Genomic DNA, 17,132 nt, shown 5'->3' on the forward strand with positions numbered 1-17,132 from the left:
CACGCTGCCCTCGCATCCGGCTAGTCTCATCCCTCAGCAACAGGGTGGCCTATGTCAGCGATCGATGACTTCATGGACGAGTTTGCGCGCGAGGACGGCTTTTTCCTCGGTCTTCACCAACGCCAATTCGATCCAGTCGCAGCCGAACGCGCTCTGCAAATTTTGAGACGTATCGAGATTGGTTCCGACCACGGGGCGAACTACCTGCTGGCAGACGGCGTGTTCCAGGCTGACTTCGAGCTTAGTGCCCAAGAGCCATTCAATCGCGATGACGAGCGGTTCATTTATTACCATCGGCTGTTCTTTGACGAGATCGCAAAAAGGTTCTCAGCATTGGGAACCAGAGGCTCTCAGTTGCGCGGGAAATAAGATCATCAATGTCCAGAGAGTTGTGGATCAAGGCAGGCAGCCTTCTGGCCGTTGACCCGGAGGCAATCGTCAAATGCCCAGAATGTGGCGAAGCGGACCTTGAAGTCTTCGACACCAAAGCAGGCGAAGATCATATCGAGCGGCACATGCGTTGCCCGAAATGCGGCGCCTATAATGCGCTTTATAAAAATAAAAACATCGCCGAGTAGCGGCCGGATGAGAGGTGACCCAGCCTGACATCCCCGGCGATCCGTCACGAACCCCTCATCCGTCTCGGCGCTGCGCGCCGATCCCCCTTCTCCCTTTGTAAGGGGAGAAGGGGGAGATCCATCTGGCCCTACACCTCTCCCGCAAAACCCGCTACACACCCCCGCATGAACCAGCACGCCAAGCTTCGGATCGGCCATTCGGCCTGTCCGCACGACTGTCCTTCCACTTGCGCGCTCGAAGTTGAGCTGCTCGACGAAAACCGCATCGGCCGCGTGCATGGCGCCAAGGCGAACAGCTATACGGCGGGTGTCGTCTGCGCCAAGGTCGCGCGCTATGCCGACCGCGTGCACCATCCAGACCGGCTGCTGAAGCCGCTGGTGCGTGCTGGCGCCAAGGGCGAGGGCGCCTGGAAGGAAGCGAGCTGGGAAGCGGCGCTCGACCTCGTCGCGGAAAAGTTCATCGCGGCCGAAGACAAATACGGCTCGGAGACGGTCTGGCCGTACTTCTATGCCGGCACGATGGGGCTGGTGCAGCGCGACGGCATCGAGCGGCTGCGGCACGCGAAAAAATATTCGGGCTTCTTCGGCTCGATCTGCACCAATCTCGCCTGGACCGGCTGGATGATGGGAGCGGGCGCTTTGCGCGGGCCCGATCCGCGCGAGATGGCGAAGGCCGATTGCGTGGTGATCTGGGGCACCAATGCCGTGGTCACGCAGGTCAATGTCATGACCCATGCGATGAAGGCGCGCAAGGAACGCGGTGCCAGGATCGTCGTCGTCGACATCTACGACAATGCCACGATGAAGCAGGCCGATCTCGGCCTCGTCTTGCGGCCCGGCACCGACGGCGCGCTCGCCTGCGCCGTCATGCATGTGCTGTTCCGAGACGGCATGGCCGATCGCGCCTATCTCGAAAAATACACCGACGACCCGCGCGGACTGGAAGAGCATTTGCGCACCCGCACGCCTGAATGGGCGGCTGCCATCACCGGCTTGAGCATCGCCGAGATCGAAGCTTTCGCGCAGCTCGTCGGCACCACGAAGAAGACCTATTTCCGCCTCGGCTACGGCTTCGCGCGCCAGCGCAACGGCTCGATCAACATGCATGCCGCGTCCTGCATCGCCGCCGTTACCGGCGCCTGGCAATATGAGGGCGGCGGCGCCTTCCATTCCAATTCAGGCATCTTCAAGCTGAACCAGGATGTGCTCGAAGGCACCGCGATGCGCGATCCGAAGGTGCGCTATCTCGACCATTCGCGCATCGGCCCGGTGCTGACAGGTGCTGAGGACGCGCTCTATGGCGGTCCGCCGGTGACGGCGATGCTGATCCAGAACACCAATCCGGCCAATGTCGCGCCGGAGCAGCGGCTGGTGAAACAGGGTTTCCTGCGCGAGGACCTGTTCACCTGCGTCCACGAACAGTTCATGACCGATACGGCCAGGCTTGCCGATGTCGTGCTGCCCGCGACGATGTTCCTGGAGCACGACGACGTCTACAAGGGCGGCGGCAACCAGCACGTCACGCTCGGCCCCAAGCTGATCGAGCCGCCGGAAGGGCCGCGCACCAACCATTACGTCAACGAGGAACTCGGCAAGCGGCTGGGCGTCGGCGACCGTCCGGGCTTCGGCCTGACCGAGCGCGAGCATATCGACATCATTCTCGGCAAGCGCGGAATCGGCAGCTTCGATAGTTTGAGGGCTGAGAAGTGGGTCGACCTGCAGCCCGACTTCGCCGACGCGCATTTCATCAACGGCTTCGGTCATGCCGACAAGAAGTTCCACTTCCGGCCCAACTGGACAGGGCAGTCGGCGCCCAACCGGCCGCCGAAAAGCATGGGTCTGTTCGGCCCGGTCGAGCGGCTGCCCGAATTCCCCGACCATGTCGAGCTGATCGAGGTCGCGGACGAGGAGCACCCGTTCCGGCTCGCGACCTCGCCGGCGCGCAACTTCCTCAATTCGAGCTTTGCCGAGACGCCGGTGTCGAAGGCCAAGGAGGGCAGGCCGGAGCTGCTCATCCACCGCGAAGATGCAGCAGTGCTCGGCATCGAGGATGGGGGCCGCGTCGAGGTCGGCAACCGGCGCGGCGACGTGGTGTTGCATGCCAGGTTCTTCGACGGCGTCAAGCGCGGCGTGGTGATCGCCGAAGGCATCTGGCCGAACAGCGCGCATGAACGCGGCGAGGGCATCAACGTGCTGACCGGCGCCGACGCGCCGGCGCCCTATGGCGGCGCCGCCGTCCACGACAACAAGGTCTGGCTCAGGGCGCTCTGATTACTTCGCGGCCTGCGCATCCAGCGTCTTGATCTCGTCGGCGGCCGCCTTGCGCGCCGCGGCGTCGACGCCGGAAGCGCCCTTGTCCTTGGCGAAGGCGATCAGCGCCGTGCGGGTGTCTTCGTCGCATCCATCTTCCCCCACGCCGTCGATGCTGGCTTTCTTGGCCGCGGCGAGCACGGAATCGCAGGCGTCCGGCGCGAAGGCGAACTGGCCCATGATGGCGCCGAGCGTCAGCGGGTCCTGCAGGCGCGGATCGTCTCGGATCGCCTGCAAGGTGGCGCTGCCCACGGCTTTGGATTTCCGGTCCTGCGCGATCTGCGTCAGGTCGAAGATGAACTCGAACTCCGGCTTGTCGACGCCGGCTGGCTTCGACACCAGGATGTCGAGCGCATAGCGCGTGACCTCCTCCGGAGTGACGACCGTGCGCACGACCTTTGCCTGATGGTAGTTGCTCATCACCGCCCAGCGCGACGGGAGGTCGCCGTAGCGTGCGAGCATGTCGTACTGTTTGACGACGGCAAGCCTCTGTTTATCGGTCTTGGCGGCCTGCGCCTGGGTGGAGACCCTTTTGCGGACCCGGTCGAGCGTTTCGCTCGTCAGCAGCCCGGCGGCCGGTGCGGCCTGCTGCGTCGCCGCGGTTTGGGCGGGAACATCGGCGAGCGGGCCCTTTGCATCGACCCACGCGGCCAGTGCCTTACGCACGTCCGGACCGAAATAACCTTTCGGCTCGCCGGCGTAAAAACCTTCGCGCTTCAGCGTCGTCTCGATCGCGGCGCGGATTTCGTCGGGCAGCGCCTTGCCGATCCCGACCAGGTTCTGGTCGTCGAGCCCTGCCGGCGCCTCGCGGAAAGCGTCCATCACCGCGGCCGCGACCGCCGCGTTTCCGGCGCTGGAGGCAGGTCCGGAAAAGAGGCCGCTCAGTTCCATGTTGGCGCCGGCGTCGCCGAACACGCCGAGACCCATTCTGCCGATGCCGTCATTGTAAAGCGCGATGCGGTCGGTGATGCCTTCGCGCAGCGTCATCAGATGGTCGAAACTGTCGAAGGTGAAGGCGTTCGCAAGCTTGTCCTTGGCCTTGAGCGAACCGAGCCGCGCGGCCTCGCGCCAGGCATGCAGGCGCTCGCGCGGGTTCTTGTCGATGCCGAGACCGTCGGCATAGGCGTCGCCGAGCAGAACCATGGCCTCGACGCTGCCGAGATTGGCGGCGTTGATCAGCATCGCGGTCGCCTTCTGGTCGTCCTGCTCGTAGACCACGCCTTTGCGCAAGAGCTTCGCCTGCAGCAGATAGGCTTGCGCTTCCTTCTTGGCTTCTCCGTCGACGATCAGGGCTTTCAACTGATCGTCGCTCAGCCCCTCGTCGCGGCGCGACGGGCGGTAGCTGGTCGAATCGAGATTGGCATATTGCGTCGAGGCGTAGAGCCAGAGCGCCTCGCGGTCGCCGGCGTCCGCCAGCGGCTTCAGCATGGCGCGCGCCAAATCCTCGTTCTTGAACTGCTGATCGTCCGACAGCTGCAGCCGCGCCAGCGCCAGCGCCGCGCCGGACTCGCCGGCCTGGGCGGCGTCGTTCAGGCGCTCGATCAGCTGGTCCGGATTGTCGATCTGAAAGCCGTCATAGTCGGGAAGCAGCTTCGCCAGCTTGATGCTGGCGTCGAGGTCCCAGGGGGCGTTGAGCAACCGGATCGCCTCGCGCGGCTGACGGCCGACGAACTTGCCGTCCAAAAGCAGGCCGGCGAGCATCGGCCCGGCGCCGGCGACATCCTTGGTGGTAGCGCGCAATATGGCGATCGCGCGCTTGCCGCCCGCCGCGCCGCCTTCGCCCTTGGCCAGCATATCCGCCAGCATCGGCACGGCATACTGATCGTTGGCGACGCGCGCCTCCAGCAATTGCCTGGCCTTCGCCGCGTCCTGCTGCGTGCCGCGGCCGAGCCGCAGCGCCTTGATATAGGCGAGCACCGACGGTTCGGGCCCGATGGTGCCCGCCTTGGAATCCGCTTCCACGACTTGAAAGGCCTTTTGCTGTTCCTCGCCGGTGAAACCGTCATTCTCCAGCACCGTCCGCGCGATCAGCAGCGGCATGGCGTTGCGGAGCTGGCTGTCCCATTCGCCGGGCGAGGGACCCTGGACCGGCGCGTCGATGATGTGCTGCGCGGTCTCGACCAGCTTGTGCGCGTCGCGGCGCAGCAGCGGTCCGTCGCTATACTGATGCAGCAGCGTCACCAGGGCCGTGAGATGGCCGGCGGCACCTGCCTTCTGCAAGGCATCGAGCGCCACGTCGCGCGTGACTGGCGGCGGACCGGCATCCGCGCTGTCGTGCCGATGCACCGAATAGACTTCGTAGAGCAGGTAGTTCGCCTCGGGACTGCCGCCGTCGGCGATGAGCTTGATCTGTGGGAGGAGAAAGGCCAGCCCCGCTTGGTTGAGCGCGACCTGAACCCGCAGCCATTCGAGCGTCAGCCGCTTTTCCTGCGGCGCGCCGAGCATCGCCGCCTGGCATTTGTCGGCCAGGGTCTTGAGCTTGCTGAGGTCGAAATCCTGAGGGAAGAGCTCGCTATACTGGACCGACGGCGCTTTTGCTTCGGGATCGAGCGGCACCGAGGCGCCGTGATCGCAGACGCTGATCGCCTCGGCGAGTGCCGCCTTCTTCGCCGCGTCGAGCGCTTCCTTCTTGGCGGCATCGTCCTTCTTGGCCGCATCGTCGGGTTTGTCGGAAGATGCCTGGGCCGCGAAGGCCCCGCCGGCAAACGGCGTTGGAGAGATGCTACAAAGGACGGCGAGGCAGGAAAGAACCAGGACGTGCACTGGCCGCAGCATGGGCGTCCCCCCTCGGACACGGGTCCGGTGCAGCCGGACGCTCAAGCTAAATTAGCACATCGCACGGGTGGCGATCAGTGCGGCGTTTCACATTCGCGTGCGGCGCGCCTGCGCCCGCGGCGCGCTTTTCCGTCTGGCCCAAGCGCCTCTCGTCGCGCCTGCCAGCTCCCGTCGTTATAGAGGCGTTCTGTCTCAACGACGCGCGGGAGGATGTCATGGCCAAGGTCTCGCTTCTGGGCATTCCGCATGACGCGAACTCGTCTTACCTCCAGGGCCCGGCCGAGGCGCCGGCGCTGATCCGGCGCGAGCTTCACAGCGACGCGTACAGCTCCTGGTCGGAAACCGGCTTCGACATGGCCGACCGCCTCGTCGATCACGGGGACATCGATTTCCCGCAAGGTGGCGATCCGTGGCAGCGCATCGAGAACGAGGTCGGCCGCGCGCTCGATGCCGGCCATCCGCTGATCTCGCTCGGCGGCGACCACGCCATCGCCTGGCCGGTGCTGCGCGCGGTACGCCGCCGCCATCCAAACCTGACGATCGTCCAGATCGACGCGCATCCGGACATGTATGACGCCTATCAGGACAATCCGCGCTCGCACACCTCGTCCTTCGCGCGCATCATGGAGGAGCGGCTCGCCGACCGCCTGATCCAGATCGGCCTGCGCACCCTCAACGACGAGCTTCGCGGCCAGTTCGAGCGCTTCGGCGTCGAGGTGGTGGAGATGCGGCATTTCAGGGAAGGGCTGTCGCTCGACCTCGAGACGCCCGTCTATCTGTCGGTCGATCTCGACGGGCTCGATCCGGCCTTCGCGCCCGGCGTCTCGCATCGCGAGCCGGGCGGCTTCAGCACCCGCCAGGTCATCGGCCTGATCCAGGCGATAGACCAGCCTATCGTCGCCGCCGACGTCGTCGAATACAATCCGCGCCAGGACCTCTCCAACGTCACGGCGCTGGTCGCCGCGAAGCTGGTCAAGGAGATCGCCGGCATGATGCTGAAGACGAATGGTGTGTCCGCCGGCTGAATCAATTTACCAAGGTGGCGTGCTAGACGATTGTTCCGACTCGCTTTCGACAGGGATCACCATGCCGCAGCCGCTCAAGATCGCCATCGCCGGCGCGCTCGGCCGCATGGGCCGGCAGATGGCGCAAACCGTCGCGGCCGATCCGCGGCTGGAGCCCGTCGCGCGCTTCCATCGGCCGGGCAGCATGGGCGAGGGGCTGGTCGAGCGCGACGAGGCGTTGGCGCTTGTCGATGTCGTCATCGATTTCACCACGCCCGCGGCTTCGGTCGAGCTGGCAAAAGCCTGCGCCGCGCGCGGCGGTCCGGCGCTGGTGATCGGCTCGACCGGCTTCAGCGCGTCGGAGTTGGCCGCGATCGCCGAGGCGGCGAAGACGATCGCCATCGTGCGCTCCGGCAGCTATTCGCTGGGGCTCAACATGCTGACCGGCCTGGTCGAGCAGGCGGCGAGGGCGCTCGGGTCCGAAGACTGCGACATCGAGATCCTCGAAGCGCATCATCGCTTCAAGGTCGACGCGCCGTCGGGCACGGCGCTGATGCTCGGCGAGGCGGTCGCGCGCGGATGTGGCGTCGACCTGGGCGACGTGGCGAGGCGCGCCCGCGATGGCCTGATTGGTCCGCGCCCCGCCGGCGAGATCGGCTTTGCCGTGCTGCGCGGCGGCAGCATCGTCGGCGAGCACAGCGTCGGCTTCCTTGCCGAGGGCGAGACGCTCACGCTGTCGCATGCCGCTGGCGACCGCTCGATGTTCGCGCGCGGCGCCATCGCGGCCGCACTGTGGGTCGCTGGCCGGCCGCCCGGTGAATACGACATGCGCGACGTGCTGGGCTTCACTGCCTCGTGACCTGGAACCAGGCCGGATTTCCATTTCCACCGCCGCTAAAATGGCTGAAAGCCAGCTGAAAGCTTGGCCATGCCATGACAGTTTTGTGGCGTTCGCCACATGACCGGCCTGGGAGGGCCGGCAAGGAGGAGATGCGGCGTAGCTCGGATGGCGCGCCGCCCAGGTGGAGGAAGTTACGTGACCGCTTTTATCTCTAAACACGCTCTTCGTTCGGCGACGCTGACGCTTGCCATGCTTGCGGCGGGCGCGACGGCAGCGTCGGCCGCCGACAAGATCTCGATCATGGTGGGCGGCTACGAAAAGCAGATCTACCTGCCCGCCAAACTCGCCGAGGCGCTCGGCTATTTCAAGGATGAGGGCCTCGACGTCGAGTTGCTCAACGAGCCGGCCGGCGTCGACGCCGAGAACGAGATGCTGGCGGGCGCGGTACAGGGCGTGGTCGGCTTCTATGACCATTGCATCGATCTCCAGGCCAAGGGCAAGTTCGTCGAATCCGTCGTTCAGTTCAGCCAGGCGCCGGGCGAGGTCGAGCTGGTCTCTTCCAAGCATCCCGAGATCAAGTCGCCGGCCGACTTCAAGGGCATGAGCCTGGGCGTCACGGGTCTCGGCTCCTCGACCAACTTCCTGACCGAGTACCTCGCGGTCAAGAACGGGCTGAAGCTTGGCGAGTTCACCTCGGTGCCGGTCGGCGCCGGCAATACTTTCATCGCCGCCATGCAGCAGGACAAGATCCAGGCCGGCATGACGACCGAGCCGACGATCACCCGGCTGCTCAAGACCGGCGAGGCCAAGGTCTTGATCGACATGCGCACGATCGAAGGGACCAAGGCGGCCCTCGGCGGCACGTATCCGGCGGCATCGCTCTATATGCAGACCGAATGGGTCGAGGCGCATAAGGATACTGCGCAGAAGCTCGCCAATGCCTTCGTCAAGACGTTGCAGTTCATCAACACGCATAGCGGCGCCGAGATCGCCGAGAAGATGCCGAAGGATTACTATGTCGGCGACAAGGAAGGCTATGTGAAGGCCCTCGACGCCGGCAAGGCTATGTTCACCGCCGATGGCGTGATGCCTCAGGGCGGCCCCGAAACGGTGCTCACCGTACTGTCGGCCTTCAAGAAGGAACTGCAGGGCAAGCAGATCGACCTTTCGAAGACCTACACCACCGAATTCGTCAAGAACGCGAAGTAGCGGACAAGGCCGGCGCCGGATTTCCCGCGCCGGCGTCCCACCTGTCCCTTTGCGCCAGGCGATCCCCGCGCGGCGGTCGCCTGCTATTGGAGTTTGCTCTGCCATGGCCATCGAAAAGACCGCTCCGGCGATCGAGCTGATCAATGTCAGCCGCCGCTTCCTGTCCCCCACCGGCAAATCGCTGACGGCGATCCGCGATTTCACCATGACCGTCGAGCGGGGCGAGTTCGTCGCCGTCGTCGGCCCGACCGGCTGCGGCAAGTCGACGACGCTCAACCTCGTCACCGGGCTCGCCAGCCCGAGTGCCGGCGAGGTCCGCGTCATGGGCGCTCCCGTCAAGGGCATCGACCCGCGCATCGGCTTCGTGTTCCAGACCGACGCGCTGTTTCCCTGGCGCACGGTGATCGAGAACGTCATGGCCGGACCGCTGTTTCGCGGCAAGCCGAAGGCGCAGGCACAGGCGTCCGCGCGCGACTGGCTGGCGCGCGTCGGCCTGGCGCGTTTCGAGCAGCACTATCCGCACCAGCTTTCGGGCGGCATGCGCAAGCGCGTGGCGCTCGCCCAGACTTTCATCAATGGCCCCGAGATCCTGTTGATGGACGAGCCGTTCTCCGCGCTCGACGTGCAGACGCGCGTGCTCATGCATGAGGAGTTGCTGCGGTTGTGGTCCGAGGCGAAGGCCTCCGTGGTGTTCGTCACGCACGACCTCGAGGAGGCGATCGCGCTGGCCGACAAGGTCTATGTGCTGACCGCTGGGCCGGCGACGGTGAAATCCGTCTACACGATCGACCTACCGCGGCCGCGTGTCGTCGCCGACATCCGCTACGAGCAGAGCTTCATCGATTATTCGCGCACCATCTGGGCCGATCTCAAGGAAGAGGTCGAGACCAGCTATGCCCGCGCGGCGGCATGAGGAGGCTGAAATGACCGACGCCACCATCAACATTTCCAGCGCAAATTTCAGGCCGGGCACGTCGGATGCGGAAATCGAGGCCGCCGCCGCCAAGGCCGCAGCGCATCGCCGCCACACCGTGACGTTCTGGCGGCTCGCCATCCTCTTCGTCTTCCTGGGCGCCTGGGAGATCGCGGGCCGCATGGCCTGGATCGATCCCTTCTTCTACGCCATGCCGAGCACGATCGCCGGGCGGCTTTATGAGTGGATTACCGAAGGCACCTCGGAAGGACCGCTCTGGTACCACCTCTATGTGACCATGGAAGAGTCGGTGCTGGGCTTCGTCACCGGTTCGGTCGCCGGCATCATCATCGGCGTCGCGCTCGGCCGCAACCGCATGGCCGCCGACATCTTCTCCATCTACATCAAGCTGATCAACTCGATCCCGCGCGTCGTGCTGGCGCCGATCTTCATCATGATCCTGGGGCTCGGCCTTGCCTCCAAGGTGGCGCTGGCCTTCGTCATGGTGTTCTTCGTCGTCTTCCACAACGCCTTCCAGGGCGTGCGCGAGGCCGATCGGGCGATGATCGCCAATGCCCGCATCCTCGGCGCCTCCGACTGGCAACTGACGCGCTCGGTGATCGTGCCGTCGGCGATGAGCTGGATCTTCGCCAGCCTGCATGTCAGCTTCGGCTTCGCCATCATCGGCGCCATCGTCGGCGAGTTCGTCGGTTCGCGCTTCGGCATCGGCCTCTTGATCAACATCGCCAAAGGCTCGTTCGACGCGGCCGGCATGTATGCGGCGATCGTCATCGTGATGGTGGTGGCGCTGGGCGCCGAATACCTGATGACGCTGGTCGAGAACCGGCTGGCGAAATGGCGGCCCCAGCCGTTGCACGAGACGCAGTAGGCACCATTGCGGTTCGCCGGCGGGCGCCCTCAGGGGCGAGCCAGCGGCAGCCGAACATCGACCTTGAGCCCGCCGGCGGCGGCGTCGCCCAGCGTGACGCTGCCGCCGGCATTCTCGACCACCTCGTGGACGATGGCGAGCCCGAGCCCGCTGCCTTCCTCGGCCGAGCCGGCTATGCGGTAGAAGCGCTCGAAGACGTGCTCCCTCTCTTCCAAAGCAATGCCGGGTCCACCGTCGATGACCGTGAGCGCGGCCTCGTCGCCAATGGCGGTGAGCTTGACGGTGACGCTGCCGCCGGCCGGTGTGTAGCGCAGCGCGTTGTCGACAAGATTGACGATCATCTCGCGCAGCATGGTGCCGTCGCCGATGACCGGCACGGGGCCGGTCTCCTCGAGACCGAGGTCGATGTTGCGTTCGACCGCCTTCGGCGCATGCGCTTCCAGCACCTGCCGGGCTGCCTCAGTGAGGTCGATGCGGTCGGCGCGCGGCCGCCGGCTGCCGGGCTCCGCACGCGACAGCGTGAGCAGTTGTTCGGCCAGTCGCGCCAGTTTGCCTGAACTTGCCTGCAACGCCATAAGCGCTTCCCGCCGTCGATCCGCGGCGCTTTCGCGCAACGCATAGCTCGCCTGTGTCGACAAAAGCGCCAGCGGGGTGCGCAACTGGTGCGCGGCATTGGCGATGAAGCGGCGCTGCGCCGCCATCTGGGCTCGTACGCGCTCCATGTAAGCATTGAGCGCCTCGATCAGCGGCCTGATCTCGCTCTGCGCGCCAGGCACTTCGACCGGGTCGAGGTCGCTGCGGCCCGGCGAGCGAACCGCATCGCGCAGGCGGATCAAAGGCGCCAGCCCGCGGCGCAGGCCAAGCAGCACGAACACGCCGGCGATGGCCACCAGCGCCAACTGCTGGCCAAAGGCGCTCAACCACAGACGCCTCACCATCGCGTCATGCCCGGCAAGCGTCACGCCGACGGTGACCGTGATCGGCGAATCCGCACCGGCGCCGATCACCGCGTGGCTGAGTGTCGCCAGCCGCAGACGATGATCGCGAAAACCGGTCTCGATGCTGCCGCGCAGTGTGGCCTTGGGCAGGTCCGGATAGCCCGTGAGCAGGCGTCCACCCGCGGTCTCGACATGGTAATAGACACTGTCGCGGTCGCCGGTATCGAACATTTCTATCGCCGCCGGCGGAATGCTGGCGTCGAGCACGCCGTCCTTCACCGCGACCTGCTCGGCGATGGCGCGCGCCGACGCCATCAGCATCCGGTCCGTGACCAGATCGGCAGTCGCGCGTGCATTTCCATGGCTGGTCCACAGGTTTATGGCGGCGAGCCCGGCCAGCGGCAGCACCACCCAGGCCAGCAATTGCAGGCGAAGGCTGCCGATCCGAAGGCTGCCGATCCTCATGGCGCCGGATCGTCGTGGCGCAAGAGATAGCCGAGGCCGCGCAAGGTGGCGATCTGGACGCGTGAACCCTCAAGCTTCTTGCGCAGGCGGTGCACATAGATCTCGATGGCGCTGGGGTCGGCGTCGGTCTCGAAGTCGTATATCGCGGCCGAGAGCGCTGCCTTGCTCACCGTGCGCCCGGCCTTGACGACGAGCTGTTCCAGCACCGCGTGCTCGCGCGGCGTCAGCGACAGCGTCGCGCCGCTGAGCGAGAACAGCCGGGTGTTGGTGTCGAAGACGAGATCGCCGCAGGCAATGACCGGCGCGGTGCGGTCATTGGCGCGGCGAAGTTGCACGCGGATGCGCGCTTCCAGCTCTTCGATCTGGAAGGGTTTGGCCAGATAGTCGTCGGCGCCTTCGTTGAGGCCCTTGACCCGGCCGTCGAGGCTGGCATTGGCGGTGAGCACGATCACCGGCACCGGGTTGCCGCGCGCCCGCAACCTTTTCAGCACCTCCATGCCACCCATGCGGGGCAGGGCGAGGTCGAGGATGATCAGGGCATGATCGCCGGCGGCCAAGGCGTGCTCGACATCCTCGCCGTCATGCACGACGTCGACGACATAGCTCGCCTGGCGCAGCGTCTTGCTCAGCCAATCGGCCAGTTCGCGATTGTCCTCGACAAGCAGCAGCCGCATCGTTCGTCGCTGTTTCCTCCCAACGGCGCCGGCCTTCGCCAAAGGCGGCGTCCGAATTGGTCCCTCGAGCCCAACCGATAGTATCGATCCGCCCTCAAGGCAAACGTGGTTTGCCGGCGGTCGCCACCACAGCCATTGCGCCTGTCGGGTCGCCTCGTCGCTCGGACAAGTCATAAAACCGAACCGTTCGGTTCAATTTATGTTGACGGTTCGTGTAGTCACGGTGAACGCTGGCACGACGGACTTGGGTGCCAACTCGCCAGGCGATCTTCGTAACTCATTGATATAAAACAATTAGAATATGACCGCCGCGCCGATCACATAGTTTCAATGTCGAACCGAACGGTTCGGTTCGCAAATTTTCGTGATTGGAACTGGCAGCAGGGCAGACCCATTTCGGGATGGTCCGAGCGACGCGAGTTTCCATCAAGGCACGCCACTAGACGGACAGGACTTTGAATCCGGAGTACTTTAAATGACCAAGATTGCTCTTACCGCCGCCGCCCTCCTCGTCGCCACGAGCGGCGCCTTCGCCAGCAGCGATCATTATGGTTCCGACAACGTCAACCAGCCGGCCGTGACCGCTCCCGCGGGCAACGTCGACAACAGCATCACCGGCTCGATCCGCACGTTCGAGCAGCGCGATCTCCACATCACGCCTGACCAGAACCAGCCGCAGTCGGGCCAGGGCATCTGGGGCAACCACTAAGCCATTCCCGGCCCTGACCAGATCCAATCCATCAGCTTCAAATCTGGAGTAACTCAAATGACCAAGATCGCTCTTACCGCCGCCGCCCTTCTCGTTGCCACCGGCGCCGCTTTCGCCGGCTCGGACAATTACGGCTCGGCCAATGCCAACCAGCCGGCCGCTTCGGTCGACACCTCGTTCACCGCTTCGATCAAGAAATCGGACGCGGATGCGCAGAAGCCGGTCGTCCAGGGCGCCAATCACGACCTGTTCGGCAACCGCTAATCGGTTCTATCCGCGACAGACATCAAAGCGGCGGGCTGGTCCCGCCGCTTCGCTTTTATGCGGCCGGCTATGTACGAAACCTGAATCTGACGCCGAGCTGTCCCGCGTATCCCATTGTTCAGGATCGCTTTTTTCATCAGCGTCGCGGCTCGCGCTTTTGAGCGCTCGGCGAAAAACGATCCTTGCTCGGGAATAATTCCAGGCCGTCACCGGTCTTGTCGGCAGCGGGCCATCCTCCCAAGGCGCCGCCGATGAAACGACAGGACAAGGAACATTGAGATGACCAGGATCGCATTCGTTGCGGCCGCCATGCTCGTCGCTGCCATGGGCAGCGCCTCTGCCGGCAGCGACCACTATGGCGCCGACACCGCCAACCAGCCGACCGCCGGCGCCGACCACATGATGACCAGTTCGATCCGCGTGCGGGACATGGCGCAGCAGCAAACCCCGGTGGCCACCGCGACCAGCCAGACCGCCGCCGACATCATCGCCCGGCACAACGACGACGGTCTCTGGGGGCGCTGACGCCTCGACCATCCTCGAAACCTCCACCATTCAACGACAGGAACTTCTGAAATGACCAGGATCGCTCTCACCACTGCCGCAATGCTTCTCGCCATGGGCTCCGCCTTCGCCGGCAGCGACCATTACGGCGACACCAATGCCAACCAGTCGACAGTCGGCGTCGACCGCGGCCTCACCGCCTCGGTCCGCAAGCATGACGTCGCCAAGTCGGCCAATGTCGATACCTCGATGACCACCGGCTCGGCTATGCCCGACAGCTTTCCGCCGGAATCCGGCCAGGGCATCTGGGGCAACTGATTTCTTCGCGCCTCACAATGCCAAAGGCGGCGGGCTTGCTCCGCCGCCTATCTGTTTGGCGCTCGCGGCCTCTTCCCGAGGGGGGAATTACGCAGCCAGGTCCTTCGGTTTGAGGCAATGCGTCAGCTGGGCGTCGCCAAAGGCCAGGTCCGACCAGTCGTCCTCGAGCGTGAAACGGGCGAGCGCCCCGGTCGGGAATTTCTCCCTGATCTTGTCAAACACACGCGCATCCGACCCGGCCCCGGCCAGCCGCAGCGCGAAGTCCTGCAGGCCGGGATTGTGGCCGATCACCAGCAGGCTCGTCGCCTTCGCCTGCCGCACGCGCGTCAGGATGGCGGCAGGGGCGGCTTCATAGAGCTCGTCGGCAAATTGCGCCGGCACATGTCTGGGCAGCTCGGCCGCGATCAGCCGCCAGGTCTCGCGGGTGCGCAGTGCCGGCGAGACCAGCGCCAGATCCGGCAGCCAGCCGCGCCGGGCAAGCTCCCGGCCCATCAGCGGCGCGGTCTTTTGCCCGCGCGGCCCGAGCGGCCGGTCGAAGTCGGCGAGGGAGGAATCGTCCCAGCTCGACTTGGCGTGGCGCAGGATGAGCAACTGTTTCACAGGCATCGATCAGGACCAGGGAATCTCGGCGTTGAAATCCTCGCCATGCCTACCACCGCATCTTGCGCCCGTCTCGGCATCGAAAGCGGCCGTAAGCACGCCGAAGACGAAGAGGCCCACGCGCTGCTCGTCCTTGTCCCATTTCACCGCGATGTCGGCCTCGGTGATCGACCAGGCTCCGGATCGAACGTGGATCGCGCCGACAATTGAGCCATCGGGTTCGTACAATAGGCTGTGGCGCTTTGCGGTCCGTCCTCTTCTTCATACTCGAAGACGCCGGCCAGATCGCCTTTGGTGCGGACCGCGCTGTCGAAGATCTCCAAAGGCTCCAGATCCTGACAGGTTCAAACTACGGCGTGATCCGCGCCAGCTGTTCGAGGTCGGTTTCCTCGCGCAGCGGGTCCGGCGCCATCACCACCGAGGTGGCGTTGTCGGCATCGTCGGCGAAATGCGCGAGGACGGTGTGGCCCTTTTCCATGCGCGCCTTGCCTTCGGCGACCAGACCCAGCGCCAGCGGATAGAGCCGGTGTTCGACCTTCAGCACCCGCGCGGCCAGCGTGTCCTCATTGTCGCCGACCATGACCGGCACGGCGGCCTGCGCGATGATCGGGCCGTCATCCATCTCGGACGTGACGAAATGCACCGAGCAGCCATGGATGCGCACGCCCGCGCGGATGGCGCGGGCATGCGTGTCCAGCCCCTTGAAGGCCGGCAGCAGGGCAGGGTGGATGTTGACCATCCGCCCCTGCCATTTCTCGACGAGGCCGCGTCCGAGGATGCGCATATAGCCGGCCAGGGCCACGATGTCGGCGCCGAAGCCGGTGAGCGCGGCATCGATCGCGGCGTCATAGGCATCCTTGTTCGGATGGTCGGCGCGCTGGATGACCTTGGTGGCGATGCCGCGCGACTGGGCGATGCCGAGACCGGCGGCGTTGGCGCGGTCGGAGATGACGCCGACGATCTCGGCCGGATAGGTCGGGTCGCTGGCCGCCGCGATCAGCGCCGTCATGTTGGAGCCGCGCCCCGAAATCAGGACGACCGTGCGTTTCCTGCTCATAGGCCGATCGAGCCCCGATAGATGACGCCGGCGTCGCGGCGCGGCACGATGCGGCCGATCGGCGTCACCGTCTCGCCGGCTTCCTGCAGCACTGCCGCGACCTGTGCCGCCTGGCCGGAGGCGACGGCGAGGACCATGCCTATGCCGCAGTTGAAGGTGCGCATCATTTCTTCCGGCGCGACGCCGCCGGCCTTTGCCAGCCACGAGAACACCGGCGGCACGTCGATCGCCTCGAGGTCGAGCTCGGCCGAAAAATCCTTGGGCAGCACGCGCGGAATGTTCTCCGGAAAACCGCCGCCGGTGATGTGGGCGAGCGCCTTGATGCCATGCGTGTTGCGGATCGCCTTGAGGATCGACTTCACATAGATGCGCGTCGGCTCGAGCAGCGCCTCGGCAAGGCTGAGCTCGTCGTTGAACGGCGCCGGATCGCTCCAGCCAAGCCCGCTCGCCGCAACGATACGGCGCACCAGCGAAAAGCCGTTGGAGTGCAGGCCGGAGGAGGAGAGGCCAAGCAGTACGTCGCCCTCGACGATATCGTCGGTCGGCAGCAACTGGCCGCGCTCGGCCGCGCCCACGGCGAAGCCGGCAAGGTCGTAATCCTTGTGGTGATACATGCCGGGCATTTCCGCGGTCTCGCCGCCGATCAGCGCGCAGCCGGCCTGCCGGCAGCCCTGCGCGATGCCGCCGACGATCGAAGCGCCCTGGTCGGGGTCGAGCTTGCCGGTGGCGAAATAGTCGAGGAAGAACAGGGGCTCGGCGCCCTGCACGACGATGTCGTTGACGCACATGGCGACGAGGTCGATGCCGATCGTGTCGTGCTTGCCCGCATCGATGGCGATCTTGAGCTTGGTGCCGACGCCGTCATTGGCGGCGACCAGCACCGGATCGGTGAAGCCGGCGGCCTTCAGGTCGAACAGTCCGCCGAAGCCGCCGATCTCGCCGTCGGCGCCAGGCCGGCGGGTGGCGCGCACCAGCGGCTTGATCTTCTCGACCATCAAATTGCCGGCATCGATGTCGACGCCCGCCTCGGCATAGGTGAGCCCGTTCTTGCGCTTGGCCTGATCGCCCTTGCTCATCGTCGGCT

General features: G+C 65.4%; 19 protein-coding genes. 12 read left to right on the forward strand and 7 right to left on the reverse strand.

Annotated features, from left to right (window positions below; all coding sequences use genetic code 11):
• The first annotated feature begins 51 nt into the window (after nucleotides 1–51).
• From DPM33_RS32715 to DPM33_RS32725, 3 genes are all read left to right on the forward strand, one after another.
• The gene (locus DPM33_RS32715; protein WP_112101495.1) at nucleotides 52–369 is read left to right on the forward strand and encodes a hypothetical protein; all 318 of its coding nucleotides are present in this window, start codon (nucleotides 52–54) and stop codon (nucleotides 367–369) included.
• Nucleotides 370–377: 8 nt separating this feature from the next.
• Nucleotides 378–578: an NrdR family transcriptional regulator gene (locus DPM33_RS32720; protein ID WP_146770366.1), complete on the forward strand. Its 201-nt coding sequence runs from the start codon at nucleotides 378–380 to the stop codon at nucleotides 576–578.
• Between the two features lie 165 nt (nucleotides 579–743).
• Nucleotides 744–2,849, forward strand: a complete 2,106-nt coding sequence (locus DPM33_RS32725; protein ID WP_112101497.1) for a molybdopterin oxidoreductase family protein — start codon at nucleotides 744–746, stop codon at nucleotides 2,847–2,849.
• Here the strand turns inward: DPM33_RS32725 and DPM33_RS32730 are convergent, their stop codons facing one another.
• Nucleotides 2,850–5,663, reverse strand: a complete 2,814-nt coding sequence (locus DPM33_RS32730) for a tetratricopeptide repeat protein (protein WP_112101498.1) — start codon at nucleotides 5,661–5,663, stop codon at nucleotides 2,850–2,852.
• A gap of 215 nt (nucleotides 5,664–5,878) precedes the next feature.
• On the opposite strand from DPM33_RS32730, the gene speB reads away from it, so the two are divergent.
• The 5 genes from speB to DPM33_RS32755 all read left to right on the forward strand — a co-directional run bounded on the left by speB (nucleotide 5,879) and on the right by DPM33_RS32755 (nucleotide 10,519).
• On the forward strand, nucleotides 5,879–6,688 hold the full coding sequence (gene speB / locus DPM33_RS32735) for an agmatinase (protein ID WP_112101499.1): 810 nt from the start codon (nucleotides 5,879–5,881) through the stop codon (nucleotides 6,686–6,688).
• 61 nt (nucleotides 6,689–6,749) lie between these two features.
• On the forward strand, nucleotides 6,750–7,526 hold the full coding sequence (gene dapB, locus DPM33_RS32740; RefSeq protein WP_112101545.1) for a 4-hydroxy-tetrahydrodipicolinate reductase: 777 nt from the start codon (nucleotides 6,750–6,752) through the stop codon (nucleotides 7,524–7,526).
• A gap of 231 nt (nucleotides 7,527–7,757) precedes the next feature.
• Entirely contained in the window at nucleotides 7,758–8,717 is a 960-nt protein-coding gene (locus tag DPM33_RS32745) for an ABC transporter substrate-binding protein (RefSeq protein ID WP_208648482.1), read from the forward strand.
• A 103-nt stretch (nucleotides 8,718–8,820) separates the two neighbouring features.
• Nucleotides 8,821–9,630: an ABC transporter ATP-binding protein gene (locus DPM33_RS32750; protein WP_112101501.1), complete on the forward strand. Its 810-nt coding sequence runs from the start codon at nucleotides 8,821–8,823 to the stop codon at nucleotides 9,628–9,630.
• 10 nt (nucleotides 9,631–9,640) lie between these two features.
• Entirely contained in the window at nucleotides 9,641–10,519 is an 879-nt protein-coding gene (locus DPM33_RS32755; protein ID WP_112101546.1) for an ABC transporter permease, read from the forward strand.
• Between the two features lie 29 nt (nucleotides 10,520–10,548).
• Here DPM33_RS32755 and DPM33_RS32760 read toward each other — a convergent pair whose 3' ends face one another.
• Nucleotides 10,549–11,922 (reverse strand): sensor histidine kinase, encoded by a 1,374-nt coding sequence (locus DPM33_RS32760; RefSeq protein ID WP_112101502.1) that lies wholly within the window; start codon nucleotides 11,920–11,922, stop codon nucleotides 10,549–10,551.
• Nucleotides 11,919–12,596: a response regulator gene (locus DPM33_RS32765; protein ID WP_112101503.1), complete on the reverse strand. Its 678-nt coding sequence runs from the start codon at nucleotides 12,594–12,596 to the stop codon at nucleotides 11,919–11,921. Before DPM33_RS32765 ends, DPM33_RS32760 begins: the two co-directional genes overlap by 4 nt.
• A 475-nt stretch (nucleotides 12,597–13,071) precedes the next feature.
• On the opposite strand from DPM33_RS32765, the gene DPM33_RS32770 reads away from it, so the two are divergent.
• The 4 genes from DPM33_RS32770 (at nucleotide 13,072) to DPM33_RS32785 (ending at nucleotide 14,391) form a co-directional block, all read left to right on the forward strand.
• The gene (locus DPM33_RS32770; RefSeq protein ID WP_112101504.1) at nucleotides 13,072–13,305 is read left to right on the forward strand and encodes a DUF680 domain-containing protein; all 234 of its coding nucleotides are present in this window, start codon (nucleotides 13,072–13,074) and stop codon (nucleotides 13,303–13,305) included.
• A gap of 57 nt (nucleotides 13,306–13,362) precedes the next feature.
• Nucleotides 13,363–13,569 (forward strand): DUF680 domain-containing protein, encoded by a 207-nt coding sequence (locus DPM33_RS32775; RefSeq protein ID WP_112101505.1) that lies wholly within the window; start codon nucleotides 13,363–13,365, stop codon nucleotides 13,567–13,569.
• A 279-nt stretch (nucleotides 13,570–13,848) separates the two neighbouring features.
• Entirely contained in the window at nucleotides 13,849–14,094 is a 246-nt protein-coding gene (locus tag DPM33_RS32780) for a DUF680 domain-containing protein (protein WP_112101506.1), read from the forward strand.
• A gap of 51 nt (nucleotides 14,095–14,145) precedes the next feature.
• A complete protein-coding gene (locus DPM33_RS32785) occupies nucleotides 14,146–14,391 on the forward strand; it encodes a DUF680 domain-containing protein (protein ID WP_112101507.1) in 246 nt (81 codons plus the stop codon).
• An 87-nt stretch (nucleotides 14,392–14,478) separates the two neighbouring features.
• On the opposite strand, the gene DPM33_RS32790 is transcribed toward DPM33_RS32785, so the two are convergent.
• The 4 genes from DPM33_RS32790 to purM form a co-directional block, all read right to left on the reverse strand.
• Entirely contained in the window at nucleotides 14,479–14,997 is a 519-nt protein-coding gene (locus DPM33_RS32790) for a SixA phosphatase family protein (RefSeq protein ID WP_112101508.1), read from the reverse strand.
• 3 nt (nucleotides 14,998–15,000) lie between these two features.
• A complete protein-coding gene (locus DPM33_RS32795; protein WP_245442598.1) occupies nucleotides 15,001–15,219 on the reverse strand; it encodes a hypothetical protein in 219 nt (72 codons plus the stop codon).
• A 121-nt stretch (nucleotides 15,220–15,340) separates the two neighbouring features.
• Entirely contained in the window at nucleotides 15,341–16,048 is a 708-nt protein-coding gene (gene purN / locus DPM33_RS32800; RefSeq protein ID WP_112101509.1) for a phosphoribosylglycinamide formyltransferase, read from the reverse strand.
• Nucleotides 16,045–17,124, reverse strand: coding sequence for a phosphoribosylformylglycinamidine cyclo-ligase (gene purM / locus DPM33_RS32805; protein ID WP_112101510.1), 1,080 nt, complete (start codon nucleotides 17,122–17,124; stop codon nucleotides 16,045–16,047). Before purM ends, purN begins: the two co-directional genes overlap by 4 nt.
• Between the last annotated feature and the right edge of the window lie 8 nt (nucleotides 17,125–17,132).

Source organism: Mesorhizobium hawassense (genome assembly GCF_003289945.1).
GTDB lineage: Bacteria > Pseudomonadota > Alphaproteobacteria > Rhizobiales > Rhizobiaceae > Mesorhizobium > Mesorhizobium hawassense.